The 22,772-nt window shown below is 71.9% G+C and carries 27 protein-coding genes; 9 read left to right on the top strand and 18 right to left on the bottom strand.

What is annotated here, in order from left to right:
- Nucleotides 1-175 precede the first annotated feature (175 nt).
- The 3 genes from nusB to ACZ4TR_RS26140 are packed head-to-tail and all read right to left on the bottom strand — an operon-like array spanning nt 176 to nt 2,327.
- Entirely contained in the window at nt 176-631 is a 456-nt protein-coding gene (nusB, locus tag ACZ4TR_RS26150) for a transcription antitermination factor NusB (RefSeq protein WP_465289420.1), read from the bottom strand.
- Nucleotides 631-1,194, bottom strand: a complete 564-nt coding sequence (gene efp / locus ACZ4TR_RS26145) for an elongation factor P (RefSeq protein WP_086856368.1) — start codon at nt 1,192-1,194, stop codon at nt 631-633. The genes nusB and efp overlap by 1 nt, the downstream gene beginning before the upstream one ends.
- A 44-nt stretch (nt 1,195-1,238) precedes the next feature.
- Nucleotides 1,239-2,327, bottom strand: coding sequence for a M24 family metallopeptidase (locus ACZ4TR_RS26140; protein ID WP_465289419.1), 1,089 nt, complete (start codon nt 2,325-2,327; stop codon nt 1,239-1,241).
- A gap of 93 nt (nt 2,328-2,420) precedes the next feature.
- On the opposite strand from ACZ4TR_RS26140, the gene ACZ4TR_RS26135 reads away from it, so the two are divergent.
- On the top strand, nt 2,421-2,951 hold the full coding sequence (locus ACZ4TR_RS26135) for a B-4DMT family transporter (protein ID WP_465289774.1): 531 nt from the start codon (nt 2,421-2,423) through the stop codon (nt 2,949-2,951).
- Between the two features lie 139 nt (nt 2,952-3,090).
- On the opposite strand, the gene ACZ4TR_RS26130 is transcribed toward ACZ4TR_RS26135, so the two are convergent.
- The 10 genes from ACZ4TR_RS26130 to ACZ4TR_RS26085 all read right to left on the bottom strand — a co-directional run bounded on the left by ACZ4TR_RS26130 (nt 3,091) and on the right by ACZ4TR_RS26085 (nt 11,702).
- Nucleotides 3,091-4,572, bottom strand: coding sequence for a glycoside hydrolase family protein (locus tag ACZ4TR_RS26130; RefSeq protein WP_465289772.1), 1,482 nt, complete (start codon nt 4,570-4,572; stop codon nt 3,091-3,093).
- Nucleotides 4,573-4,861: 289 nt separating this feature from the next.
- The gene (locus ACZ4TR_RS26125; RefSeq protein ID WP_465289418.1) at nt 4,862-5,776 is read right to left on the bottom strand and encodes a GNAT family N-acetyltransferase; all 915 of its coding nucleotides are present in this window, start codon (nt 5,774-5,776) and stop codon (nt 4,862-4,864) included.
- Nucleotides 5,773-6,204, bottom strand: a complete 432-nt coding sequence (gene aroQ, locus ACZ4TR_RS26120; RefSeq protein WP_285994321.1) for a type II 3-dehydroquinate dehydratase — start codon at nt 6,202-6,204, stop codon at nt 5,773-5,775. The genes ACZ4TR_RS26125 and aroQ overlap by 4 nt, the downstream gene beginning before the upstream one ends.
- The gene (gene aroB / locus ACZ4TR_RS26115) at nt 6,201-7,325 is read right to left on the bottom strand and encodes a 3-dehydroquinate synthase (protein ID WP_465289417.1); all 1,125 of its coding nucleotides are present in this window, start codon (nt 7,323-7,325) and stop codon (nt 6,201-6,203) included. Before aroB ends, aroQ begins: the two co-directional genes overlap by 4 nt.
- 8 nt (nt 7,326-7,333) lie before the next feature.
- Nucleotides 7,334-7,858: a shikimate kinase gene (locus ACZ4TR_RS26110; RefSeq protein ID WP_465289416.1), complete on the bottom strand. Its 525-nt coding sequence runs from the start codon at nt 7,856-7,858 to the stop codon at nt 7,334-7,336.
- Entirely contained in the window at nt 7,855-9,042 is a 1,188-nt protein-coding gene (gene aroC / locus ACZ4TR_RS26105; RefSeq protein WP_285483105.1) for a chorismate synthase, read from the bottom strand. The genes ACZ4TR_RS26110 and aroC overlap by 4 nt, the downstream gene beginning before the upstream one ends.
- A gap of 48 nt (nt 9,043-9,090) precedes the next feature.
- Nucleotides 9,091-9,780: a prepilin peptidase gene (locus ACZ4TR_RS26100; RefSeq protein ID WP_465289415.1), complete on the bottom strand. Its 690-nt coding sequence runs from the start codon at nt 9,778-9,780 to the stop codon at nt 9,091-9,093.
- A gap of 398 nt (nt 9,781-10,178) precedes the next feature.
- The gene (locus tag ACZ4TR_RS26095; protein WP_465289414.1) at nt 10,179-10,820 is read right to left on the bottom strand and encodes an anti-sigma factor family protein; all 642 of its coding nucleotides are present in this window, start codon (nt 10,818-10,820) and stop codon (nt 10,179-10,181) included.
- Nucleotides 10,817-11,329, bottom strand: a complete 513-nt coding sequence (locus ACZ4TR_RS26090; RefSeq protein WP_364529271.1) for a sigma-70 family RNA polymerase sigma factor — start codon at nt 11,327-11,329, stop codon at nt 10,817-10,819. Before ACZ4TR_RS26090 ends, ACZ4TR_RS26095 begins: the two co-directional genes overlap by 4 nt.
- A gap of 4 nt (nt 11,330-11,333) precedes the next feature.
- Complete coding sequence (locus ACZ4TR_RS26085) at nt 11,334-11,702, bottom strand: hypothetical protein (RefSeq protein WP_364529268.1); 369 nt, start codon at nt 11,700-11,702, stop codon at nt 11,334-11,336.
- A 105-nt stretch (nt 11,703-11,807) separates the two neighbouring features.
- Between ACZ4TR_RS26085 and ACZ4TR_RS26080 the strand changes: the two genes are divergently transcribed.
- Nucleotides 11,808-12,245, top strand: coding sequence for a QcrA and Rieske domain-containing protein (locus ACZ4TR_RS26080; RefSeq protein WP_364529265.1), 438 nt, complete (start codon nt 11,808-11,810; stop codon nt 12,243-12,245).
- Between the two features lie 73 nt (nt 12,246-12,318).
- Here ACZ4TR_RS26080 and ACZ4TR_RS26075 read toward each other — a convergent pair whose 3' ends face one another.
- Complete coding sequence (locus ACZ4TR_RS26075) at nt 12,319-12,774, bottom strand: PTS sugar transporter subunit IIA (RefSeq protein ID WP_465289413.1); 456 nt, start codon at nt 12,772-12,774, stop codon at nt 12,319-12,321.
- Entirely contained in the window at nt 12,771-13,010 is a 240-nt protein-coding gene (locus ACZ4TR_RS26070; RefSeq protein ID WP_167379806.1) for a PTS sugar transporter subunit IIB, read from the bottom strand. The genes ACZ4TR_RS26075 and ACZ4TR_RS26070 overlap by 4 nt, the downstream gene beginning before the upstream one ends.
- A gap of 243 nt (nt 13,011-13,253) precedes the next feature.
- Between ACZ4TR_RS26070 and ACZ4TR_RS26065 the strand changes: the two genes are divergently transcribed.
- From ACZ4TR_RS26065 to ACZ4TR_RS26045, 5 genes are all read left to right on the top strand, one after another.
- Complete coding sequence (locus ACZ4TR_RS26065; RefSeq protein ID WP_364529260.1) at nt 13,254-14,042, top strand: GntR family transcriptional regulator; 789 nt, start codon at nt 13,254-13,256, stop codon at nt 14,040-14,042.
- A complete protein-coding gene (locus ACZ4TR_RS26060; RefSeq protein ID WP_465289412.1) occupies nt 14,039-15,277 on the top strand; it encodes a PTS transporter subunit EIIC in 1,239 nt (412 codons plus the stop codon). The genes ACZ4TR_RS26065 and ACZ4TR_RS26060 overlap by 4 nt, the downstream gene beginning before the upstream one ends.
- Nucleotides 15,278-15,315: 38 nt before the next feature.
- Nucleotides 15,316-15,582, top strand: a complete 267-nt coding sequence (locus tag ACZ4TR_RS26055; RefSeq protein WP_013224593.1) for an HPr family phosphocarrier protein — start codon at nt 15,316-15,318, stop codon at nt 15,580-15,582.
- Nucleotides 15,583-15,656: 74 nt separating this feature from the next.
- Nucleotides 15,657-16,472, top strand: coding sequence for a serine hydrolase domain-containing protein (locus ACZ4TR_RS26050; protein WP_465289411.1), 816 nt, complete (start codon nt 15,657-15,659; stop codon nt 16,470-16,472).
- The gene (locus ACZ4TR_RS26045) at nt 16,469-17,953 is read left to right on the top strand and encodes an alpha/beta hydrolase (RefSeq protein ID WP_465289410.1); all 1,485 of its coding nucleotides are present in this window, start codon (nt 16,469-16,471) and stop codon (nt 17,951-17,953) included. Before ACZ4TR_RS26050 ends, ACZ4TR_RS26045 begins: the two co-directional genes overlap by 4 nt.
- Nucleotides 17,954-18,140: 187 nt before the next feature.
- On the opposite strand, the gene ACZ4TR_RS26040 is transcribed toward ACZ4TR_RS26045, so the two are convergent.
- Together ACZ4TR_RS26040 and ACZ4TR_RS26035 are read right to left on the bottom strand one after the other, a co-directional pair.
- A complete protein-coding gene (locus ACZ4TR_RS26040; RefSeq protein ID WP_465289409.1) occupies nt 18,141-19,073 on the bottom strand; it encodes a D-2-hydroxyacid dehydrogenase family protein in 933 nt (310 codons plus the stop codon).
- A 4-nt stretch (nt 19,074-19,077) separates the two neighbouring features.
- Entirely contained in the window at nt 19,078-20,271 is a 1,194-nt protein-coding gene (locus ACZ4TR_RS26035) for an endonuclease/exonuclease/phosphatase family protein (RefSeq protein ID WP_465289408.1), read from the bottom strand.
- A gap of 152 nt (nt 20,272-20,423) precedes the next feature.
- Between ACZ4TR_RS26035 and ACZ4TR_RS26030 the strand changes: the two genes are divergently transcribed.
- On the top strand, nt 20,424-20,840 hold the full coding sequence (locus tag ACZ4TR_RS26030; protein WP_465289407.1) for a hypothetical protein: 417 nt from the start codon (nt 20,424-20,426) through the stop codon (nt 20,838-20,840).
- A 25-nt stretch (nt 20,841-20,865) separates the two neighbouring features.
- Entirely contained in the window at nt 20,866-21,525 is a 660-nt protein-coding gene (locus tag ACZ4TR_RS26025; protein WP_465289406.1) for a TetR/AcrR family transcriptional regulator, read from the top strand.
- Here ACZ4TR_RS26025 and ACZ4TR_RS26020 read toward each other — a convergent pair.
- Nucleotides 21,497-22,768, bottom strand: coding sequence for a GrpB family protein (locus ACZ4TR_RS26020; protein ID WP_465289405.1), 1,272 nt, complete (start codon nt 22,766-22,768; stop codon nt 21,497-21,499). The genes ACZ4TR_RS26025 and ACZ4TR_RS26020 overlap by 29 nt on opposite strands.
- Between the last annotated feature and the right edge of the window lie 4 nt (nt 22,769-22,772).

The raw sequence follows: 22,772 nt of genomic DNA, 5'->3' as shown, positions 1-22,772 counted from the left end.
GGGAGGTGTTCGTTGGGGGCGGCCCCCTCGGGGGGAAGGAGAGATTGGGCCTTTTTTGTCTTTTTTTTTTGGGGGCCACACCCCCCACACCCCGCCCGGGGGCAAGCCCCCGGACCCCCGGTCGTGGTCACCTTGACCGGGCCGCCTGACCGGGGGGGGCCAGGCGGATCGGGCCTTACAGAACGGCGCGGAGGCGGTCGGCGATCGTGCCGATCCGGCCCAGCACGCCGTTGACGAACCGCGGCGAATCGTCCGTGGACAGTTCCTTCGCCAGGCCGACGGCCTCGTCGATCGCGACGGGGTCCGGCACCTCCTCGGCCCAGAGCAGCTCGTAGACCCCGACCCGCAGCACCGCGAGGTCGACCTTCGGCATCCGCTCCAGGGTCCAGCCCTGCGCGTGCTCGGCCAGCAGCTCGTCGATCGCCGCCCGGCGGGCGGTGACACCCTCGACCAGGTCGATCGTGTAGTCCCCGATCGGGTCGACCTCGGTCGCTCCGACGCGGTCGGCCAGCAGCGTCACCGCGTCGGCGTCCCGCTGCGAGGCCTCGTACAGCATTTCCACCGCACGGCGGCGCGCCTGCCTGCGGCTGATCGCGCCGCCGCGGTTCGGGTGGGGTTTCGAAGTCGGCATCAGCTGGAGACGCGGCCCAGGTAACGGCCGTCACGCGTGTCGACCTTGATCTTCTCGCCGGTGGACAGGAACAGCGGAACCTGGATCTCCGCGCCCGTCTCGAGCGTCGCCGGCTTGGTGCCGCCGGTCGAGCGGTCGCCCTGCAGGCCCGGGTCGGTGTGCTGGATGACGATCTCGACCGACGTCGGGAGCTCGACGTAGAGCGGCTCGTTCTCGTGCACCGCGACCTGGACCTCGGTGTTCTCGAGCATGTAGTTGGCGTTGTCGCCGACGACCTCGGCCGGGACCGTGATCTGGTCGTAGGTGTCGCCGTCCATGAAGACGAAGTCGGCGCCGTCCTTGTACAGGTAGGTCATGTTCCGGCGGTCCACCGTGGCCGTCTCGACCTTCGTGCCCGCGTTGAACGTCTTGTCGACCACCTTGCCGGTGAGCACGTGCTTGAGCGTCGTGCGCACGAAGGCGCCGCCCTTGCCCGGTTTGACGTGCTGGAACGCGGTGACGGTCCACAGCTGGCCCTCGAGGTTGAGGACGAGCCCGTTCTTCAGGTCGTTGGTCGTGGCCACGAGCTTGCAGTCTCCTGTGTCGAATCTTCGGGTCGGGGCCGCTGTCAGACGACCACGAGGTTCTTGGTGCTCAGGGTGAGGAGTTCGGGCTCCCCAGCCCGCACGACGAGCGTGTCCTCGATGCGCACGCCACCGCGCCCCGCGAGGTAGACGCCGGGCTCGACGGTGACCGCCATACCGGCGGACAGTGTACCGACGCCCGTCGCGGCGAAGCTGGGCGCCTCGTGGATCTGCAGGCCGACGCCGTGGCCGAGACCGTGCGCGAAGTGCTCGCCGTGCCCCGCGTCCGCGATCACCTTGCGCGCCGCGGCGTCCACATCGGACACCTCGGCGCCGGGCACGACGGCGCCGACCCCGGCCGCCTGGGCGGCGTGCACGAGTTCGTAGACCTCCCGCTGCCAGTCCGCGGGCTCGCCGAGGACGAAGGTGCGGGTCATGTCGGAGTGGTAGCCGTCGACGGTCGCACCGAAGTCCATCTTGACGAAGTCGCCGCGCTTCAGCTGTGCGTGAGTCGGCTGGTGGTGCGGGATGGCCGAGTGCGCGCCGGCGGCGATGATCGAGGCGAAGCTGGGCTCGGCCGAGCCGTGCTCCAGCATCCGGTTCTCCAGGTCGCGGGCGATGTCCAACTCGGTCCGGCCGGGCCGAAGGCCACCGGCGGCGACAAGGTCGTCGAGCGCCCGGTCGGCGGCGGCGCACGCCTGGCGCAGCGCCTCGATCTCGGCCTCGTCCTTGACCTCGCGCAGCCGCTCGACCAGTCCCGGGGTCCGTTCGAGAGCCACTTCCTTCTTGAGGGACTCGTACTCCTCGACGCTGACGTGCTGGCTCTCGAAACCGACCCGCCCGTAGGTTTTGGTTTCCTTCGCGGCTTTCCCGACGAGGGCGGCGGCGCTGGCCCGGTCGACGACCTTCTCGAGGTCGGGCACTTCGGCGGCCGACTGGGTCGTGTAGCGGCCGTCGGTGCAGAAGAGCGTCTTGGCGTCGCCCTCGGCGTGCAGCAGCACGGCGGCGTTCGAGCCGGTGAACCCGGTGAGGTAGCGGATGTTGAGCAGATCGGTGACCAGCAGCGCGTCGAGGCCGGCTTCGGTCAGCAGCCCGCGCAGCGCCGTCCGGCGTCGTCCATGGGTCTCAGGCACGGGTCCCAGCCTAGTGGGCGCGTGCTGGGCAACTCGCCGGTAACCTCGCCTACACTGCGCAGGATGAGCGCTTGGGTGATCCGCGGACTCGGGATGGCGGTGCTCCACGGCGTCGCGCTGACCCTGCTGGCGAAGTACGCCGTGTACCACCCGACGGACCAGACCCTCGCGACGTCGCTGGCCCTGGCGGTCCTGGTCGGCGCGGCGGCGCTGTGGAGCGCACTGGACGCGTGGCGGGAACTGGCGGACCGCGGCCGCGCGTGGTTCATCGCGGCGCTGGTGGCGGGGGTGGTGTCGGGGATCCTGTACGTGATCGGGCGGGCGGTCTTCGTCGACCAGACGGGCGTGTCGGAGCTGGGCGGCGCGCTGACGGGCGGCGCCGCGTTCTCGGCGCTGCTGGTGCTGGTTCCCGCGGGGCTCGGGCTGTTCGCGGGCGGCCGGATCGGCCGCTCCAAGCCGGCGGATTCAGAGGACGACGACGCCTCCGAAGAGGCGCGCGAGGTGCCGTCGTCTTCGCCTCCGCCTCCGCCTTCGCCGCGGCCGCGCCGCCGGGTCCGGGCGGAGGGCGAGTCGCCGCGACCGTCCCCGCGGATCCGGTCCCACAGCAAGGAACCTCGGGCCTAGTTCGCTGCTTGCCGGTTCGACCGGCCTGTCGCAGCTCGATTCCGCCGGTCGGCGAGCACCGCGCGTGGTTGCACCCGACCGGCGAAGTGCCCCGCGGCAGGCGCCTCCACTGCCCGGCTCGCCTGCCGCCGCTTTCGGCTCAGCCGACCAGCGAAGTGGCCTGCGGGAAGCCGTCCCACTGGGCGTCCGTCACCGGGCGTGCCGACGAGCCGTTGCCGGCCACGATCGCGGCGTCCGGTACTCCCCACAGGCGGCGGTCGTCGAGGACCAGCGCGAGCCCGCGGCCCGGCGCCCGGACCGCTTCCGCGCCCGAACGCAGCCGGGTCGCCACCGGCAGCGCCGCCACCTCGGGCGGCTCCTTCTCCAGCAGCTCGCCGGCCAGGGCCGCGGCGACCGCGCGCCGGTCGACCCGCACCCGCTGCCCGGCCCGGACCAGGTCCATCGTGCGGTCCGGCGACGGCATCGTCACGCCGTCGAACGTCGCGGCCACCCGGCCCGGGTTCGCGCAGGCCTGGCTGCCGAGCAGGTCGAGCCCGAAGTGCCGCAGGGCGGTCGGCGCGGCGGCGGCGCCGATCGTGGTGGCGCGCACGACGTCGAACGGCACCCGGTCGCACGGGGCGGCCGTCGACAGCGGCGCGTGCCCGTCCGCGCGGCGCACCAGCCCCGGCCCTTCCTTCCACGGGCCCGGGACGACGACCGGCCGGTACGGGTTCTCGGTGAAGTCCGCGGTCCAGAACGTCAGCGTCGTCCCGGTGTCGGTCTCGTGCGCGATGACGAACGCGTCGAGCGCCCCCACCCACATCAGGTCGGCGCTGAACCCCTCGACCACCGACCGGCCGCGCGGCGCGGAGGTCGTGGCCACCGGCACGAACCCGCCGACGTCGAGGGCCTGCACCCCGGACCCGAACGCGGGATCGTGCGACCGGAGCACGAACTGCCCGGCGCCGTTCCACGCCGCGGCGCGGCCGGTGGTGTCGGTGAACATCAGGTAGAACCAGCCGTCGAGGTAGACGGCCGAGGGCTGGCCGGCACCGTAGACGTTGGCGCGGTGCACGTCGTGCGACGGCCCGAGGATCGGCTTGCCGCCCGCCGCGCGGGTCCAGTGCACGCCGTCCGGGCTGGTGGCGAGGCCGACGGCGTTGCCGAGCGCGTGGTCGCCCGCCGCCCCGGTGTAGTAGAGGTAGTAGGTCGAGCCGACGCGCAGCACCGACGGGTCGCAGGTGTGCATGCCGTCGAACTGCCCGGGCGCGCCGGAGAAGACGGCGGCCGGGATCCCGCCGCCGGGCCCGGCGAACGGCCCGTCGATCGACTGGGCCTGGGCGTAGAGGATGTCGTCGCCGGCGGGGCCGGCGCCGCCGTACTGGCTGCACCACCACATCCGGGTCTGCCCGCGGTCGAGCATGACGGAGGGCCCGTAGTTGTAGACGGCGTCCGCCCCGCCGGCGGCGATCACACCACCACTCTCCCGGGGGTCACCCGAAACGAGTTTGACGTCGACCGGCCGTGGCGGGGCGCCGGTTTTCCCGCCGGCGATGGCGGGATTGTCCCCCGCGGCCTGGGGCTGGGCGTAACCCTCGGTGCACCCCGCGACGAGCAGCCCGGCCAGGACACTGGCGAGCAGGGCACGAGCGGGTCGCCGACCCCCACGACGAAACGGGCGCACAACACCGGAGTGTAGCGAGACCCGACCCGTCCGAGTGGCGGCACACCTGGTCGACGGTCCTTCGATCGTGCACAAGATCGCGGGCGGACAACAGGTTTCGGAGTGTGGGCCGGTCAGACCCGGTGCCGGGCGACAGGCCCCGGCGATGTCGCCCGCTTGGCTGTCGCGGCGCCACTCGACCGGCGTGGTGCCCCGGCAAACGTCTTGAATGAGTCATTCAGGGCGTACGAGGTCCTGAATGACTCGTTCAAGACACCGGCGGTGGTCCTTCGAGCGCGACCAGCTCGACCTCGAAACCCCCGTCGTTCTCCAGGTAAGCCGCGTAGTGCGCGTCCCCGCCCGCGTACGGGTACCGGTCCGCGAACAGCGGGCGCCAGCCGTGTTCCGCCGCCCGCTCGGCCAGGTCGTCGACCTGGGCGCGCGTCCCCACGTGCAGCGCCAGGTGGTTCAGGCCCGGCCGCGTGCGCTCGTGCGACGGGGCGCTCGTCGCCGGGGACTCCTCCACCACGACGTACGTCCCGCCGAGCCGCCAGCTGATGCCCGCCGGCCAGCGCTGGAACTCCCGCCACCCCAGCTCGCCCAGCAGCCAGCCCCAGCTCCGCTCGGCTTCCGCCAGGTCCGGCACCCACAGCTCGAGGTGGTGCGGCCGACCGTGCACCGGCGCCAACGCGACCAGAACCCGGTGCAGGTCGCCGTAGTGGATGCCGCTGCCGACGTCGAGGAAACCCAGGCGGGCAGCCACCTTCCGGCTCGCCGCGTTGTTCTCGTGCACCAGCGCCCAGACCGCCGGCAGCCCGAGCGCGTGGAGGCCGTGGTCGAGCACCGCTTGGGCGGCTTCGGTCGCCAGCCCCTGCCGGGCATGCGCGCTCGCGACGTAGTAGCCCAGCTCCGCCACCCCGCCCGGCAGTTCCGACGACGGCCGCAGGTGCGCGACGCCGATCACCTCGCCGTCGCGTTCGATCACCCAGTGGCCCTGGCCGGCCGGGCCGCGGTAGGACAGCCGGCGGTCGACCATCGCGCTCGCGGCGGCCGGGTCGGAGAAGTCCGCGGCGAAGAACCGGCTCATCTCCGGGTCGGAGAACACCTTCAGGACGGCATCGTGGTCGGTCTCGACCAGCTGACGCAGCTTCAGCCGCGCCGCGGTCAGCGTCGGCAGCGTCATCCCGGGTGCGCGGCGAGCCACCGCAGGGCGAGCGGGTAGCCGTCGACGCCGAGACCGGCGATCACCGCGGTCGCGATGTCCGACAGCACGCTGTGGTGCCGGAACGCCTCCCGCTTGTGCACGTTCGAGATGTGCAGCTCGATCAGCGGCGCGGACAGCTGCGCCGCGGCGTCGCGCACCGCGATCGAGTAGTGGGTCCACGCTCCCGCGTTGAGCACCACCGGGTTCCCGCCGTCGGCGGCTTCGTGCAGCCAGCCGACCATTTCGCCTTCGTGGTCGGTCTGCCGGACCTCGACCTCGATCCCCAGCTCCGCGCCCGTCTTCACGCACAGCGCCGCGAGGTCGTCGTGGGTGGTCGAGCCGTACACCGACGGCTCACGCTTGCCGAGCCGCCCGAGGTTGGGGCCGTTGAACACGAACGCCTTCACAGCAGCACGCTCCCGCCGCCGCTTTTCGATGAACGCTGTGGTGCGTCCGCCGCGATCGCCGAGTACGCCGCCGCGAGGAGCGACGGGTCCGGCCCTTCCAGCCGGCCCGGCTTGGCCAGCCCGTCCAGGACGACGAACCGCAGCACTCCCGAACGGGTCTTCTTGTCGCCCTTCATGGTTTCCAGCAGCTGGGGCAGCGCGTCGGCGTCGTACGTCGTCGGCAGGCCGAGCAGCTTCAGCACGGCGGCGTGACGCTCGGCGGTGGCGTCGTCGAGCCGCCCGGCCAGCCGCGCCAGCTCGGCGGCGAACACCAGCCCGACGCTCACCGCGGCGCCGTGGCGCCACCGGTACCGCTCACGGCGTTCGATGGCGTGGCCGAGGGTGTGGCCGTAGTTGAGGATCTCGCGCAGGTCGGACTCGCGCAGGTCGGCGGCCACGACGTCGGCCTTCACCTGGATCGACCGGCGGACCAGCTCGGCCAGCACGTCGCCGCTCGCGTCGAGCGCGCCGGCCGGGTCGGCTTCGATCAGCTCGAGGATCCGCGGGTCGGCGATGAAGCCGGTCTTCACGACCTCGGCCATGCCGGCGACGAGCTCGTTCGGCGGCAGCGTCTCCAGCGTCGCGAGGTCGACGAACACCGCGCTCGGCTCGTGGAACACCCCGACGAGGTTCTTGCCCGCCTCGGTGTTGATGCCGGTCTTGCCGCCGACCGCGGCGTCGACCATGCCGAGCAGCGTCGTCGGGACGTTGACCAGCCGCACCCCGCGCATCCACGTGCCCGCGACGAACCCGGCGAGGTCGGTGACGGCGCCGCCGCCCAGGCCGACGACGACCCCGCGCCGGTCCAGCCCGATCCGGCCGAGCACCTCCCAGCAGAAGCTCGCGACGGTGAGCGCCTTGCCGTCCTCGGCGTCGGGGATTTCGACGCGGTGCGCGTCGAGCCCGGCCGCGATCAGCTCTTCGCGGATGGCCTCGGCCGTGGTGGTGAGCGTGGGCGGGTGGATCAGCGCGATCTTCGAGGCGTCGGCCAGCTGCGCGGTGAGGTCGCCGAGCAGGCCGCGGCCGACCACGACGTCGTAGGGACGGGCGGTGGCGACGGGGATGCGCACCGGATCGGACACGGGGTGACTCACTCCTTGGCTTCGGCGGGGACGGCGAGCTCGGCCGCCAGGCCCGCGACGATTTCGGCGGGTGTCCGGTCGTCGGTGACGACCTCGACGGTGGCGACCTCGCGGTAGACGGGCACCCGCTCGTCGAGCAGCTTCTTGAACGTGGCGCGGGGGTTCACCCCGGCCAGCAGCGGCCGCGCCGACGACAGGCCGGTGCGCTGCACGCCGGCGGCGAGGCCGACGTTGAGGAACACGACGGTGTGCTCGGCCAGCCGCGCCCGGGTGCCCGGGGTGAGCGGGGCGCCGCCGCCGAGGGAGAGCACGCCGTCGTGCTCCGCCAGGCCGGTGGCGACCGCTTCTTCTTCCAGCGCGCGGAAAGCGGGTTCGCCGTCTTCCGCGAAGATGTCGGCGATGCTGCGCCCGGTGCGCGCGACGATGTCGTCGTCGCTGTCGCGGAACCCGACGCCGAGCGCGGCCGCCAGCAGCGGGCCGACCGTGCTCTTGCCCGAGCCGGGCGGGCCGACGATCACCGCGCGAGGACTCACCAGCGCTCCTCGAGGGCCTTCAGGTACGCCTCGGCGTTGCGCTTGCTCTCGACGAGGGAGTCGCCGCCGAACTTCTCGAGCGCGGCGTCGGCGAGGACGAGCGCCACGACCGATTCGAGCACGACCCCGGCGCGCGGCACGGCGCAGACGTCGGACCGCTGGTGGATGGCGACGGCGGGCTCACCGGTCTTGACATCCACTGTGGACAGTGCTTTGGGGACGGTCGAAATCGGTTTCATGGCCACGCGCACCCGCAGCGGCTCACCGTTGGTGATGCCGCCTTCGAGACCGCCCGCGCGGTTGGACCGGCGGGTGACGCCGACCGGGCCGGTGCCGCGGTCGATCTCGTCGTGCGCCTGGCTGCCCCAGCGGCGGGCGGTGGTGAAGCCGTCGCCGACCTCGACGCCCTTCATGGCCTGGACGCCCATCAGCGCGCCGGCGAGCCGGGCGTCGAGCCGGCGGTCCCAGTGGACGTGGGAGCCGAGGCCCGGCGGGAGGCCGTAGGCGAGGACCTCGATGACGCCGCCGACGGTGTCGCCCGCCTTCCGCACGGCGTCGACCTCGGCGACCATCGCGTCGGTGCCTTCCTGGCTGAAGGCGCGCACCGGGCTCTCGTCGATGGCGGCCAGGTCGGCGGCGACGGGCAGCGGTCCTTCGGGCGCGTCGGCCCCGCCGATCGACACGACGTGGCTGAGGATCTCGACGCCGAGCAGCTGCTTCAGGAAGTTCCGCGCGACGGTGCCGAGCGCGGTCCGCGACGCCGTTTCCCGCGCGCTGGCCCGTTCGAGGACGGGGCGCGCCTCGTCGAAGCCGTACTTCTGCATGCCGGGCAGGTCGGCGTGGCCCGGGCGGGGCCGGGTGAGCGGTTCGTTGCGCGCGAGGCCTTCGAGGATCTGCGGGTCGACCGGGTCGGCCGCCATGACCTGCTCCCACTTGGGCCACTCGGCGTTCTCGATCTGGATCGCGACCGGGCCGCCCTGGGTGAGGCCGTGGCGGACGCCGCCGAGGAAGTCGATGTGGTCGGTCTCGAAGCCCATCCGCGGGCTGCGCCCGAAGCCGAGGCGGCGCCGGGCGAGCTGCTCGGTGACGTCGGCGGTGGTGACACCGACGCCGGCGGGCATGCCTTCGAGCACGGCGGCCAGCGCGGGTCCGTGCGATTCACCTGCGGTGATCCAGCGCAACATGGGCTCAATCCTGTCACGGGGGCCGGGCGGGCCCGAAGAGTGTTCCGGTCATGGCGCACCGGGGAAGAGTGCGCACAGCCAGGTGGCGGCGAGCAGCGCCGGGCCGTGGGGCACGCGGTGGCCGCCGAAGGGACGAATCGGATGCGGGGTGGACGGCAGGTGCCCTCGATCGTTCGGCCGCCGCCGACGGGTGCCGGGCGCGATCGCGACGGCGAGACTGAACAGGGCGGCCAGCACTGCCGCGAGAGCGAGGGCGGGCCATCCCGCCGCGCCCAGGACGGCGCCCAGGCTGCCGGACAGCTTCACGTCTCCCGCGCCGAGGCTGCCCGGGGCCGCGCGGGCGACCAGGGCGTGCGCGCCGCCGAACAGCAGGGCACCGGCCACCGCGCGCAGCGCGAGTGAGGGGCCACCGCCGCCGAGCGCGGCCGCCCCGATCGCGGCGCCGAAGAGCGGGTAGGCGGGCAGGGTGAGGACATCCGGGAGCCGCAGGTGGCGCAGGTCGGCGAGGGCGAGCGGGACGGCGACGACGGTGAGCAGGAGCGGCACGGGCAGCCACCACCCGGGCCGGCCGCCGGCCGGCCCGGGTGCGGTGACGACCGCGACACCGGCAGCCGCCAGTACGGCGGCGCGCCGGACCGGGATCGGGGCGCCGGCCCGGCCGAGGGCCCACGCCGAGAGTGGCGCGGTGACGGCTCCGGCGGCCACCGCGGTGATGAGGACCAAGATCGTCGGGGGCATGGGCCCAGCGTGCGGCGGGTGGACTGAGCTGGGCAAATGCCGGGCGTCGCGAACGGTCCGTTCGCTACGTTCCGGGCCGGGTTTCACTCCTGTGGGCGACACGCGGGACGCGGGCAGCCCGCTCAGGTCGAGAAGACTCAAGCACCGGCCGCGCATTCAGGGGCCGGCTCACGTGATGGCAACGCCGACACGCGTGATCAGAAAGTCGACACGCGTGATTGAAGAGTCGACACGACTCCCCGGAGGCTCGGCTCGCGTACCTGGGCAGTCGGGTCGCATACCCAGAAGGTCGGCTCGCGTACTTGGAGAGTCGACACGTCGGTTCGGGGAGACCAGGTGGCTCGTCCGGGACCCCCTGCGTCCCGGACGAGCCACCACCCCTTCACGAAGTCACCGAGTCACAAGGTCAACCGCAGCAGCGCCCGCCCGCTTCCCCCGCGCACCTCCAAAGCCGCCAGGTCGGTCCGCTTCAAAGCCGTGCCGATCACGATGCGGGCCGTGTTGTCCGGGACCGCCTTCCACGTCGCCAGCTGGGTTTCCGTTCCCGACCGCGCGATCGCCACCAGGATGTAGTCGCCGCCGCTGCGGCCGCCCGTGTAGCTGCACGACATGTCGACCTGCGTGCCCCACTCGAACGCGTCCAGGCGGGCGTCCGCGCGGACCGGGAACTGGCCCAAAGCCGTCATCGCGATCGAAGGGGGCGGGGAAGACGCCGGCCACGACGCCACCACCGCCAGCGCCACGCACGCCGAGACCGCCACCGCGGCGGACACCGACGTCACCGCGAGCCGGATCCGGCGGCCGCGCCGGACGCGGCGCAGCACCGTCGGCAGCAGGTCCGGCGGGGGCGGGCCCGCGTCCGGCAGCACAGCCGGAGCGTCCACCCGGGCCAGCAGCCCGGGCAGCCCCGCCATGTCCCGCACCGAGGCCGCGCACCGGTCGCACGTGCGCAGGTGCTGCTCGAAGCGCTGCCGGTCCTCGGGGGACAGCGCCCCGAGGACGTACGCCGCGTCGAACGTCGCGAACGGGTCCTCGCTCACTGGGTCACCCCCCTCTCCTCGAGCACCAGGCGCAGCGCGCGCAACGCGTAGTGCGTGCGCGACTTGACCGTCCCTTCGGCCACGCCCAGCCGCGAGGCCGCGTCCGCCACCGAATAGCCCTGGAAGTAGCACAGCACGAGCACCTCGCGGTGCCGTTCGGACAGCTCCGCGAGCGCCTCGGCGACCAGCCAGCCCTGCACCGCGCGGTCGGTCCCGTCGCCGACCGCCCGCTCCGGTGGCCGGTCGGTCACCACCTCCGACCGGGCCGACGCCGAGCGCCAGCCGTCGATCGCGATGCGCCGGGCGACCGTGAAGAGCCACGCCCGCGCCGAGCCCTGCGACTGGTCCAGCACCGCCGTCGACCGCCAGGCGCGCAGCAGCGTCTCCTGGACGACGTCCTCGGCCCGGATCCGGTCGCCCGAGGTCAGGTGGAGCGCGTACGACCACAGCGCGCCCGCGTGTTCCTCGTGCAGCGCGCGCATCAGCGCGTCTTCGGCGACCTCTCCCACGAACTCAGGCCGTGACTCGACGCCGGTCCTTCACGAACAGCAGGGCCAGGCCGCCGACGATGCAGACCGCCTCGGTGATCACGCCCCAGTACTCGGGCTGGCTGTTGAACTGGTCGTGGTTCCCGGCGAACCCGACGGTCGCGGCGAGCACGTACGCGCCGAGCGTCAGCACACCGAACCCGACCGCGCCCAGCGCGGGCAGCCAGTGCCGCCAGGCCAGCACCGCGATCGCGAGGACCAGGCCGCCGATCGCGTCGAGCAGGAACAACGGCCCGACGATGCCCGGGTAGTCCTCGGTCCACAGGAAGTAGTGCACACCCGCCGAACCCAGCAACGCGGCCGCCACGACGATGCGCAGAACCCAATTCACCATGATCTGTCCTCCACTCCACACCCACTCGGGTACATACACGGAACGAGGGCCGATCCGGTTCACCGCGGATTGAACCGATGCGGTGTCGATCTCGTTTAGTGGGGCATGACTGCCGAAACCCACTCCCGCCGCACCGTCCTCACCACGGGTGCCGCCGTCGCCGGTGCCGCCGTCGGCGCCGTCGCGCTCTCCGCGTGCAGTTCTTCGGACGACGCCAAGCCGGGCACCGCGCAGGCGCCGATCGCCGCCGGCACCCCGCTGGTCGCGCTCGCCGACGTCCCGGTCGGGCAGGCGAAGGCCGCCAAGGCCCCGGACGGCTCCGACGTCATCGTGGCCCGGACGTCCGAATCGGCCTGCGCCGCGTTCAGCGCGATCTGCACGCACCAGGGCTGCACGGTCACCCCGAAGGGCGCCGACCTCGTCTGCCCCTGCCACGGCTCGGTCTTCAACGCGCTCACCGGGGAGGTCAAGCAGGGCCCGGCGAACAAGCCGCTGCCGTCGGTGGCGGTCAAGGTCGAGAACGGGAAGGTCGTCACCGGCTGACGGGCCGGCGTACGCCGAAGGGCCCTTGTGGACGGTCACCGTCCGCAAGGGCCCAACGCGAGCCAAAAGCGACTCAGGCGTCCCAGCCGAAGAGCTTCTCGCCGGCGGTGACGTCCCGCTCGGCGTCCAAACCGGACAGAACGTCCGCCGAAGCGTCCAGCGCGACGACCGGGACGATGGCCGAGTAACCCGCCGCGGTGACCGCCTCCGGGTCCCAGCCGACGATCGGCTGGCCGGCCCGCACCTGCTCGCCCTTGACGACGTGCAGCGTGAAGCCTTCGCCCTTCTCCTTGACCGTGTCGATCCCGAGGTGGACCAGCACGGCCTTGCCGTCCTCGGTCGCGACGACGTAGGCGTGCGGGTGCAGCGTCGCGACGGTGCCGTCGACCGGCGCGACCGCGTCCGACCGCCCGCCGGCGGGCTGGACGGCGATGCCCGGACCCACCATGGCCTGGGCGAACACCGGGTCCGGGACCTCGGTGATCGGCACCACGCGCCCGGCGACCGGGCTGAGGATCTCCAGGCTCACAGCAGGTCCTCGATGTCGCTGGCGATGGTGTCCGCCTCCGGCCCGACGATCACCTGCAGGGCCGACGACCCCATCTTGACCACGCCCATCGCGCCGGCCTTCTTCAGCGCCGCCTCGTCGACGAGGCTCATGTCCTCGACCTCGCAGCGCAGCCGCGTGATGCAGCCCTCGATCTCGGTGAGGTTCTCCGTGCCGCCGAGTGCGGCGAGGATCTTTTCGGGCCTGTCATCCGCCATCGCGGTCTCCTTGATCACTGTTTGTTCCCAACCTGACGCGAACCGCGTGTCCACCTGTACTACGCCGTTCGTCGGCATGCACCCCGCCGCGGGCCACGAACGGATAACGGTGGTTGACACCCGTCCGCACGGCGGAGCATCCTGCCCCATCAGATCATTGGTCTAGACCGGAACGTACCAATGTTCCGGGCCGGACGCGAGCACCGGTCCCCCGGTGACGCGAGAACGAGGAGGGTGACGCCGATGAGCGCGGCAGCGCACGTCCCGCCACCCGACCGGGTCGTCAACGGGCCCACGCCCAAGCACGCCCAGCTGCGGGAGATCCTCCGCCGCACGGTGGAACGGGAACTCCCGCCGGGTGCACCGATCCCGTCGGAACGTGAGCTCGCCCAGCGCTACGGCGTGTCGCGGCTCACGGTCAGATCGGCGATCGGCAAGCTGGTCGAGGAAGGCCTGCTCGCCCGGGTCCGCGGCAAGGGCACGTTCACCGCGGCCCGGCGGATGGAGCTGCAGCTCTACCTGATGTCGTTCACCGACGACATGCGCCGGCGCGGGCTGACCCCGACGACTGAGGTGGTCTCGGCGGCCACCGAGGTCCCGCCGACCGCTTCGGCGCACGCTCTCGGCCTGACCGAGGGCGCCCCCGCACACCACCTCGTGCGGTTGCGCCACGCCGACGGCGTGCCTCTGGCCGTCGAACGCGGCTGGTACCACGCGGGCCGGGCTCCCGGCCTGCTCGAGCTCGACCTGACCCAGTCCATCTACGCGCAGCTGGCCGAGACGTACGACGTGCGTCCCGACCAGGCGTGGCAGACGGTCTGGGCCGAAGGAGCGGACCGCGAGACGGCCCGGCTGCTCGGCATGCGTGCCGGCAGTCCCCTGCTCGTGTTCCGGCGGGTCTCCAGCGCCAACGGCGACCCGATCGAAGACATCACGTCCTGGTACCGGGGAGATCACTACCAGGTGACCATGCAGTTGGACCGGAACACCCCGGAGCCCGGTCAACCACCCCACTATGGAGGATCCAGATGAGCTCCACCACCGCGGAGGGGGCGACGAAGAAGAGCGGCGGAGGCCTCGCCGGTCTTCAGCGCTTCGGCCGTAGCCTCATGCTTCCCATCGCCACGCTCCCTGCGGCGGGCATCCTGCTGCGGTTCGGGCAGGACGACATGCTCGGCAAGGACGGCCTGGGCTGGAACAAGGTCGCCTCGGTCCTCGCGGCCGCCGGTGGCACGCTGTTCAACTGGCTGCCGCTGCTGTTCGCGGTCGGTATCGCGGTCGGCTTCGCCAAGAAGGGCGACGGCTCGACCGGTGTCGCCGCGGTCGTCGGCTTCTTCGTCTTCACCAGCGTCATCCAGGTGTTCGCCCCACTGAAGGACCTGCCGAAGTACAAGGCCGGTTCCACCGAGCTCGCCCCGATCAACTGGCCGTACTCGGTACTCGCCGGTGTCGTCGTCGGTATCGTCGCCGCTCTGCTGTGGCAGCGCTACCACCGCATCAAGCTGCCCGCCTACCTGGCGTTCTTCGGCGGCCGCCGGTTCGTCCCGATCATCACCGCCCTCGTGATGCTGATCCTCGGCGTGCTCTTCGGCCTCGTGTTCCACTGGGTCAACAGCGGCATCGAGTCCGTCGGTGACGCGGTCACCTCGTCCCCGATCGTCGGTGGCGGCATCTACGGCGCGCTGAACCGCCTGCTCATCCCGGTCGGCCTGCACCAGTTGCTGAACGTGCCGGTGTGGTTCATCTTCGACGGCGGCGACATCAACAACTTCGTCGCGGGCAAGATGACGGCGGGCGCCTTCACCACCGGCTTCTTCCCGATCTTCATGTTCGCGCTGCCCGCCGCGGCCCTGGCCATCTGGCAGACCGCGCGGCCGGCGCAGAAGAAGATCGTCGGCGGTGTGATGATCTCCGCGGCGCTGACCTCGTTCCTCACCGGTGTCACCGAGCCGATCGAGTTCTCGTTCATGTTCGTCGCGTGGCCGCTGTACCTCTTCCACGCGATCATGACCGGCACCTCGCTGGCGATCTGCAACGCGCTGGGCATCCACCAGAGCTTCAACTTCTCGGCGGGCGGGATCGACTTCCTGCTGAACCTCGGGGCCCCGGCCGCGCAGAAGCCGTGGCTGCTGATCCCGATCGGCCTGGTCTACGCGGTGATCTACTACGTCGTGTTCCGGTTCGCCATCACCAAGTGGAACCTGCGCACGCCGGGCCGCGAGGACGACTCGATCCAGTCGGACCTCGAGGCCACCGCCGCGAAGTAACATCGCAACCGACGAAACCCCATAGGGAGAGGACGAACATGCCGGAGAAACGCGTCGCCGTGGCGAGCAAGGTGGGCCTGCACGCCAGGCCGGCCGCGCTGGTGGCGAAGGCGGCCGCGGCGCAACCCGTCGCGGTGCAGATCGCCAAGGCCGGCGGGAGCCCGGTGGCCGCCGGCAGCGTGCTCAACCTGATGACGCTCGCCGCCGGGTACGGCGACGAGGTCGTCATCAGCGCCGAGGGCGAGGGCGCCGAGGAGGCCGTGGAAGCGGTCGCCCAGCTGGTCGCCACCGACCTCGACGCCTGACGAACACCCCCGCGAAGGCCTCCGCACCGGTCCCCGACACCGGTGCGGGGGCCTTCGTTTCGTAGGGTGGGCGCATGGACAGCGTGCGCCTGATCGACGAGTGGCCGGTGGACAACGCCGCGACGGCCGTGGTGTCCGCGGACGGGACCGTCGTGGGCCGCCACGGCGACACCGCGCGGAAGTTCCGGCTGGCCTCGGTCAGCAAGCCGCTGACCGCCTACGCCGCGCTCATCGCGGTCGAAGAGGGCGTCGTCGAGCTCGACACCCCGGCGGGTCCCGAAGGCTCGACCGTGCGGCACCTGCTCGCCCACACCTCCGGCCTCGCGTTCGACGCGCACAAGGCCATGGCCGCGCCGGGCACTCGGCGGCTCTACTCCAACGCCGGGTTCGAGCAGCTGGCCGACACGCTGGCCGAGCACTCGGGCATCCCGTTCGCGCAGTACCAGGCCGAAGCGCTGTTCGCCCCGCTGGGCATGGCGAACACCAGCCTCGACGGCTCACCCGCGTCCGGCGCGGTGTCCACTGTGGACGACCTGGTCGCGTTCGCCGCCGAACTGCAGTCACCCAAGCTGCTCGACCCCGCCACCGTCGCCGAGGCGACGAACGTCGTCTTCCCGGGCCTGTCCGGGGTGCTGCCCGGGTTCGGGCACCAGAAGCCCAACGACTGGGGCCTCGGCTTCGAGATCCGCGACCACAAGAGCCCGCACTGGACCGGCTCGGCCAGCTCGCCGCGGACCTTCGGGCACTTCGGGCAGTCCGGCACGTTCCTCTGGGTCGACCCGGACGCGGGCGCGGCCTGCGTCGCGCTGACCGACCGCGCGTTCGGCCCGTGGGCCGCCGAGGTCTGGCCGCGCTACACCGACGCCGTCCTGGCGGAATTGAGCGCGTGAAGCCGCTCCTCGCCGCTCTGCTGCTCCTGCTGGCCGCCTGCAGCACGCCCCAGGCCGCGCCCGTTCCCCCGTCACCATCCGAGGCCGCACCGGAAGCCCCGCCCGCGATGGGCACGAACGGCGCCGCGGTGCCGGTGCTGCGCTGGACGTCGTGCCACGGGAAGTTCCAGTGCGCGGCCGCGTCCGTGCCGCTGAGCTACCGCGAGCCGAAGGGCACCGCGCTCACGCTCTCGGTGATCCGGCTGCCGGCGGGCGACCCGGGCCGGCGGCTCGGCTCGCTGTTCTTCAACTTCGGCGGCCCGGGCACGGACGGCGTCGGCGAGCTGACGCGGTTCGCCGACCGCTACCCCGCCGAGGTGCGGGCCCGCTTCGACCTGGTGAGCTTCGACCCGCGCGGGATCGGCGGGTCCGCGCCGATCAGCTGTCCCGGCGCCGAGCACGCGCCCGTGCCGGGCTCGCCGCTGCGGCAGCCGGACGCGTTCTTCGCGGCGAGCGCGGCGCCCGGGAAGGCGTGCGCGGCCGGGTCGGGTGCGCTGCTGAGCCACCTGTCGACGGCGAACGTGGCGCGCGACCTCGAACTGCTGCGCCAGGCCGTCGGCGACACCGCACTGAACTTCTACGGCTACTCCTACGGCACCTACCTCGGCGGCACCTACGCGAACCTGTTCCCGGACAAGGTCCGCGCGATGACCCTCGACGGCACGCTCGACCTGGTCGCCAACGCCACCGGGAAGCCGGGGCAGGAGAAGCAGCCGGTCGACGTCCGCGCCGACGTCGCCGGGGCGCAGCAGCAGGAGCTGGACCAGTTCTTCGCCGTGTGCGCCGCGGCCGGGCCGAAGTGCGCGTTCTCCGGCGGTGACCCGAAGGCGAAGTTCGCCGGGGTCTTCGCGCGGGCGTCGCGCACCACGGGCGTGGGCTCCCTGATGAAGACCGTCGACAGCGCGCTGTACCAGTCCGGGCGGTGGAAACGGCTCGCGCAGACCCTTTCCGCGATGCCGTCGGATTCCGGCCCCGCCGCGCCGGTGCTCGACCCGTACGTGCCGACGCACTCCGCCGCGTTCCTGGCGGTCCAGTGCGTCGACAGCGACAACCCGTCCTCGCCGGCGGACTACGCGGCGCTGGCGGCCCGGGAAAGTGCGCGTCAGCCGTATTTCGGGCTGGGCTCGGTGTACTCGATGGCCCAGTGCGTGGGCTGGCCGGCGCACGACTCCGATCGGTACACCGGGCCGTGGAACCGGGCGCGGAAGAACCCGGTTCTCGTGCTGAACAACCGGTTCGACCCCGCGACGCCGCTGCACAACGCGCAAGCGACGGCGGCCGAGCTGGGCGACGGCCGGGTGCTGGTCGTCGACGGGTACGGCCACACTTCGCTGGACGCGCCGAGCGCGTGCGCTTCGGCGGCCGTGACGCGGTACCTGACGGACCTGGCGGCGCCGGCCGAAGGCACCACGTGCGCGCCGGACGCGGTCCCGTTCTCGTGAGGGAGAAACAGTGTTCCAACCCTGTTTCTCACTCACGACCAGCGCGGGCCCGGCGTTCAGCCGAACGGACGCCCGCAGCAGGGTCTTTGGACCCTGCCGGGCGTGCTTTCCGGGTGGTGTCATGGTTCTCGTGCGGGCCCGCCGCCGGGCCGGTGCGGGGACCTCGGGCCCCGGCGGGCCGCACGCTCTACTCCATCAGCCGGATCGGGCTCCCGGCCTGGAACGCCGCGATGTCCTCGACGGCGTCGCCGTAGAAGATCTCGTAGGTCTCGCGGGCGACGAACCCGAGGTGCGGCGTGAGGACCGCGTTGTCCATCGTCCTCAGTGGATGGTCGGCGGGGAACGGCTCGACGTCGTAGACGTCCAGCGCGGCCGCCCGGATCTCCTTGCGCCGCAACGCGTCCACGAGCGCGGACTCGTCGACGATCGGGCCGCGCGAGGTGTTCACCAGCAACGCGGACGGCTTCATCGCGGCGAGCTCGGCCCCGCCGACCAGGCCGCGGGTGCGGGCGCTGAGCACGAGGTGGATCGAGAGCACGTCCGAGCGGGCGAACAACTCCTCTTTGGACACCGCCGCGACGCCGTGCGGGTCCGCCTTCTCCGGCGTCAGGTTCTGGCTCCAGGCAATGGTTTCCATGCCGAAGGCCTGCCCGATCTTCGCCGCGCCCGCCCCGAGCCGGCCGAGGCCGAGCAGGCCGAGCGTCTTGCCGTGCAGCATGGTCCCGACGGTCGTCTGCCAGCCACCTTCGCGCATGTTCCGGAACTCCTGCGGCAGGTTCCGCGACGCGGCGAGGATCAGCGCCCAGGTGTGCTCGGCGGTCGGCTCGCCGAGGTAGCCGGTCCTGGAGACGACGACGCCGTTGCGCTTCGCGGCGGGGACGTCGATGGCGGCGTTGCGCGGACCGGTGCTGACCAGCAGCTTCAGGTCGGGCAGCCGGTCGAGCACCTCGGCCGGGAAGCGGGTGCGTTCGCGCATCGCGACGATCACTTCGAAGCCCTGGAGCTGCTCGACGACGTCGGTGAGGGGCTCGGTGAAGACCGTCGTGTCGGCCTTGAGCGAGTCCCAGTCACCGAAGCTCAGAGCGACGTCCTGGTAGTCGTCGAGAATCGCGATCCGCATGACTTCACCGTAGTGGCACGAAGACGTCCACGCGGACCAGGTGGTGGTCGGAGGCGTCGTTCAGCCGGGCCAGCTCGTCCGACGGCACCGGCCAGAACACCTCCGCGTGCCACGGCAGCAGACCCTTCGACGGCAGCACGTAGTCCGTCCGCAGGTTGCCCGGCGCGACGTCGTCGAAGTCGCCCGTGTCGAAGAACGGGTCGCTCTTCTGGCCTGCGTTCGCCCCGCCCTGGGCCTGGGCCGCCAGCACCGCGCCGCGGCTGCCCGGGTGCGTCTCGATCACCCGGCGCGCGTCCAGCAGCTGCTCGATCGCGCCCGGCACGCTGTCGCCGTCCAGTGGGTCCGAGTTGTTGTCGCCCGCCACCACGAACCGCTCCGACGCACCCAGGCCGCCACGGTGGCCGCGGTCGTCGTAGACGTAACCGCCCTTGCCCGGCGTCACGTAGTCGGCCCAGAAGCGGATCTCGTCGTTGTTGCGGGTGCCGTTGCGGTTCTCCGGGCCGTCGAAGCTCGGCGGTGTCGGGTGCGAGACCAGGAAGTGCACCGTCGAGCGGCCGATCTTCAGCGGCAGGTCCCAGTGCGACTTCGACGACAGCCGCAGCACGTCCAGCTCCGCGGGGCTGTACCAGTCGTGCGGCGCCGGCGTGGCCGGGTCATCCGGGAGGAGCGCGCCGGGCATGTCCTTCCACCGGAAGTGCTGGAACGTCCGCACGTGCGCCAGGTCGATCGGGTACTTCGACAGCACGAGCAGCCCGTACTGGCCCTCGAACGTGCCGAAGCCCTGGGCGTCGTTGGCGAGGCCGGTCGTGCCGTCGCGGTCGAGGTCGAAGCCCGTCGGGACGCCCGTGTTGACCGGCGCGGTGTAGGCGTACGGGTAGTCGATCGGCTTCGCGCCGTGCTGGCCCACCGCCAGGTAGTTCTTCCGGAACAGGTCCGCGGCCCGGTTGCCCGGCACGTAGTCGAACTCGTTGATCAGCTGGACGTCGGCGCGGTTGCGCTGGACGACCTCGGCGACCTCCTGCGCCTGGGCGTTGCCCGGCGTCGAGAGATCGGTCACCAGCTGCCCGGCGGCGGCCCGGTTCAGCGAAGCGTTGAAGGTGGCGAAGCGGACGTTCTGCCCGAGGCCCGCGGAAGCGGTGGCGGGCACGAACAGGGCGACGAGCGCGGCCACGGACAGGCCGGCGGCGAAGCGTTTCACGGTGAAAACCTCCCAGTCGGCGGTCACCCTATGCCGGAAACCGCCCGTCCGGGTGAGCACCAGGTGAACGACCGACGTGACCCCCCTCTCTTGAACACGTTCAAAAACAGCGCTACCGTCCTTCTTGAACACGTTCAAAACGAGGAGGAACCATGGACCGGATAGTCATCGCCTACGCTCTCTACCTGCTGATCAGCATTCCCTTGACCGTGCTCGTGGCCCGGACGCTGAGCCGCCACGGCCGCACCTTCCTCACCGAGGTCTTCGCCGACAGCCCCGGCCTGGCCAACGCCGTGAACCAGCTGCTGGTCGTCGGCTTCTACCTGGTCAGCCTCGGCTTCGTGACGCTCTTCCTGACCAGCCACGCCCAGGTGCCCACCGCGCGGGAGGTGTTCGAGCTGCTCTCGGTGAAGGTCGGCACCGTCGCGCTGATCCTCGGCGGGATGCACCTGACCAACGTGCTGGTCTTCAACGCCATCCGCCGCCACCACCTGGCCCCGAAGGAGGCACCGCGTCCGGCGCCCCTGCCCTACGGCATGCCGCAGGTCCCGCCCTTCCCCGCGCCCTGACGGGTCCGGCGCTAACGTGCCGCACGTGGCCAAGAGCGAGGAAACGCGGTCCCTGATCGTCACGACCGCCATGCGGCTGTTCACCGAGAACGGCTACGACCGCACGACGATGCGCGCGATCGCCGCCGGAGCGGGGGTCTCCGTCGGGAACGCCTACTACTACTTCTCGTCGAAGGAACAGCTGATCCAGGGCTTCTACGACGAGATCGCGAGACAGCACCTCGACGCGGCCCGCGCCCGGATCGACGGCGAGACCGCCTTCGCCGCCCGGCTGAAGGCCGTACTGCTGTGCTGGCTGGACATCGCCGAGCCCTACCAGCGCTTCGGGACGCAGTTCTTCGTCAACGCGGCCGACCCGGAGTCGCCGCTGAGCCCGTTCAGCGACGACTCCTCGGCCGCCCGCGAAGCCTCGATCGGCCTCATGCGTGAGGTCGTCGAGGGCTCCGACGTCAAGCTCGACCCGGAGCTGCGCGACCAGCTGCCCGAGCTGCTCTGGCTCTACCAGATGGGCGTGGTGCTGTTCTGGGTCCACGACCGCTCGGCCGGGCAGAAGCGCAGCCGGATGCTGGTGGAGCGCAGCGTCCCGCTGCTCGCCCGGCTGGCCGCGCTCTCCCGGCTGCGGGTGTTCCGCCCGGTCAGCCGGGAGATCGTCGACCTCATCCGGGATCTGGCTGAAAAGGACTGACGGCCCGGAAGTAGAGGAAGCGGGGCTTGGTCCGCAGGTTCGCCGCCCACTTCGGGTCGGCCTCGGCCGCCTCCGGCACCGGCATCGGCTCGACCAGCCGGTCGACGGTGAAGCCGGCTTCGCGGACCGCGCCGAACGTCCAGCTCAGCGGGCGCCGGTAGAACCGGACCGGGTGCGGTTTCCCGTCGAGGCCGAAGTCGTCTTCGAGCAGTTCGAGCTGGAAGTAGTCGTCCTTGTCGAACCAGTGCCAGTCCTCGCCCGGGTGGTGCACCGAGAACACCAGCGCCCCGCCCGGCTTCAGCACCCGGCGGAACTCCGCCAGCGTCGGCCCCCAGTCCGCCAGGTAGTGCAGGACGAGCGACGCCGTGATGACGTCGATCGAGGCGTCCGGCAGCTCGAGCGGGCGGGAGACGTCGGCCTGCTCGAAGCGGGCGACGTCGCCGAACTTCTCGCGCGCCACGGAGACCATGCCCGCACTCGAGTCGATGCCCAGCACCGCGGCGCCGCGCTCGGCCAGCAGCGCGCTGAGGTGCCCCGCCGCGCAGCCGACGTCCAGCACGCTCAGGCCTTCGACGTCGCCGGCCAGGTCCACGATCGCCGGCCGGTCGTAGAGGGCGTTGGTGACGGACTTCTCCGCGTGCTGGGCGTAGGCCTCGCTGTAGCCGTCGTACTGCTCCGCCCGCGCGCGGGCGAGGATTTCCTCGACCACCTCCGTCTTGGCGTCGGCGTATTGCTGGATGTACTTCCACTCCCGCGCACCCAGCTCGCGCTTCTTCGCCGCGTAGAGCGCCAGCTCCTCCGGGTGCGACCGCAGCCGGTCGCGGAAGAGCCGGTAGCGCGGCGTCTGGCCGTTGCCCGGTGAGTACACGTGCAGGTTGACGTTCGTGTCCGGGCCCTTGAAGCAGCGGTGCTTCTCCCAGTCCGGCTCGCGGATCACGAGCCGGTAGCCCGCGGCCTCCAGGGCCGGCACGTACGCGTCCTCGTCGGCGGAGTCCGGCACTTCGAGGAGGATGTCGACGCAGGGCTTGGCGCACAGGCCCGGCACCGACGTCGACCCGACGTGCTCGAGGACGAGCACTCGCTCCCCCAGCGCGCCCCGGATCCGTTCGGCTTCCCGCTCGAAGAGCTTCGGCCACTCCGGGTCGTAGTCGACGAGGGTGACCGTGGAGTTGAGCTTCGGCGCTTCACCGCCGACCCAGCCCGACTCGATCTCGTCCTCGCTCAGCGCTTCTTGGCTGGTCATTCCG

It is taken from the genome of Amycolatopsis sp. NPDC028719 (assembly GCF_055565395.1).
The sequence above is the reverse complement of the archived record's forward strand: the minus strand, read 5'-3'. Positions and strand labels throughout refer to the sequence as shown.

Excerpts from the sequence above, each read along its gene's own strand:
- ACZ4TR_RS26055 (WP_013224593.1), top strand. The coding sequence starts at position 15,316 with ATGCCGGAGAAACGCGTCGCCGTGGCGAGCAAGGTGGGCCTGCACGCC.
- ACZ4TR_RS26060 (WP_465289412.1), top strand. The coding sequence starts at position 14,039 with ATGAGCTCCACCACCGCGGAGGGGGCGACGAAGAAGAGCGGCGGAGGC.
- ACZ4TR_RS26030 (WP_465289407.1), top strand. The coding sequence starts at position 20,424 with ATGGACCGGATAGTCATCGCCTACGCTCTCTACCTGCTGATCAGCATT.
- ACZ4TR_RS26085 (WP_364529268.1), bottom strand. The coding sequence starts at position 11,702 with ATGGTGAATTGGGTTCTGCGCATCGTCGTGGCGGCCGCGTTGCTGGGT.
- ACZ4TR_RS26050 (WP_465289411.1), top strand. The coding sequence starts at position 15,657 with ATGGACAGCGTGCGCCTGATCGACGAGTGGCCGGTGGACAACGCCGCG.
- ACZ4TR_RS26135 (WP_465289774.1), top strand. The coding sequence starts at position 2,421 with ATGGCGGTGCTCCACGGCGTCGCGCTGACCCTGCTGGCGAAGTACGCC.
- aroC (WP_285483105.1), bottom strand. The coding sequence starts at position 9,042 with ATGTTGCGCTGGATCACCGCAGGTGAATCGCACGGACCCGCGCTGGCC.
- ACZ4TR_RS26020 (WP_465289405.1), bottom strand. The coding sequence starts at position 22,768 with ATGACCAGCCAAGAAGCGCTGAGCGAGGACGAGATCGAGTCGGGCTGG.
- ACZ4TR_RS26070 (WP_167379806.1), bottom strand. The coding sequence starts at position 13,010 with ATGGCGGATGACAGGCCCGAAAAGATCCTCGCCGCACTCGGCGGCACG.
- ACZ4TR_RS26125 (WP_465289418.1), bottom strand. The coding sequence starts at position 5,776 with ATGACGCTGCCGACGCTGACCGCGGCGCGGCTGAAGCTGCGTCAGCTG.
- ACZ4TR_RS26040 (WP_465289409.1), bottom strand. The coding sequence starts at position 19,073 with ATGCGGATCGCGATTCTCGACGACTACCAGGACGTCGCTCTGAGCTTC.
- ACZ4TR_RS26080 (WP_364529265.1), top strand. The coding sequence starts at position 11,808 with ATGACTGCCGAAACCCACTCCCGCCGCACCGTCCTCACCACGGGTGCC.
- nusB (WP_465289420.1), bottom strand. The coding sequence starts at position 631 with ATGCCGACTTCGAAACCCCACCCGAACCGCGGCGGCGCGATCAGCCGC.
- ACZ4TR_RS26065 (WP_364529260.1), top strand. The coding sequence starts at position 13,254 with ATGAGCGCGGCAGCGCACGTCCCGCCACCCGACCGGGTCGTCAACGGG.
- ACZ4TR_RS26100 (WP_465289415.1), bottom strand. The coding sequence starts at position 9,780 with ATGCCCCCGACGATCTTGGTCCTCATCACCGCGGTGGCCGCCGGAGCC.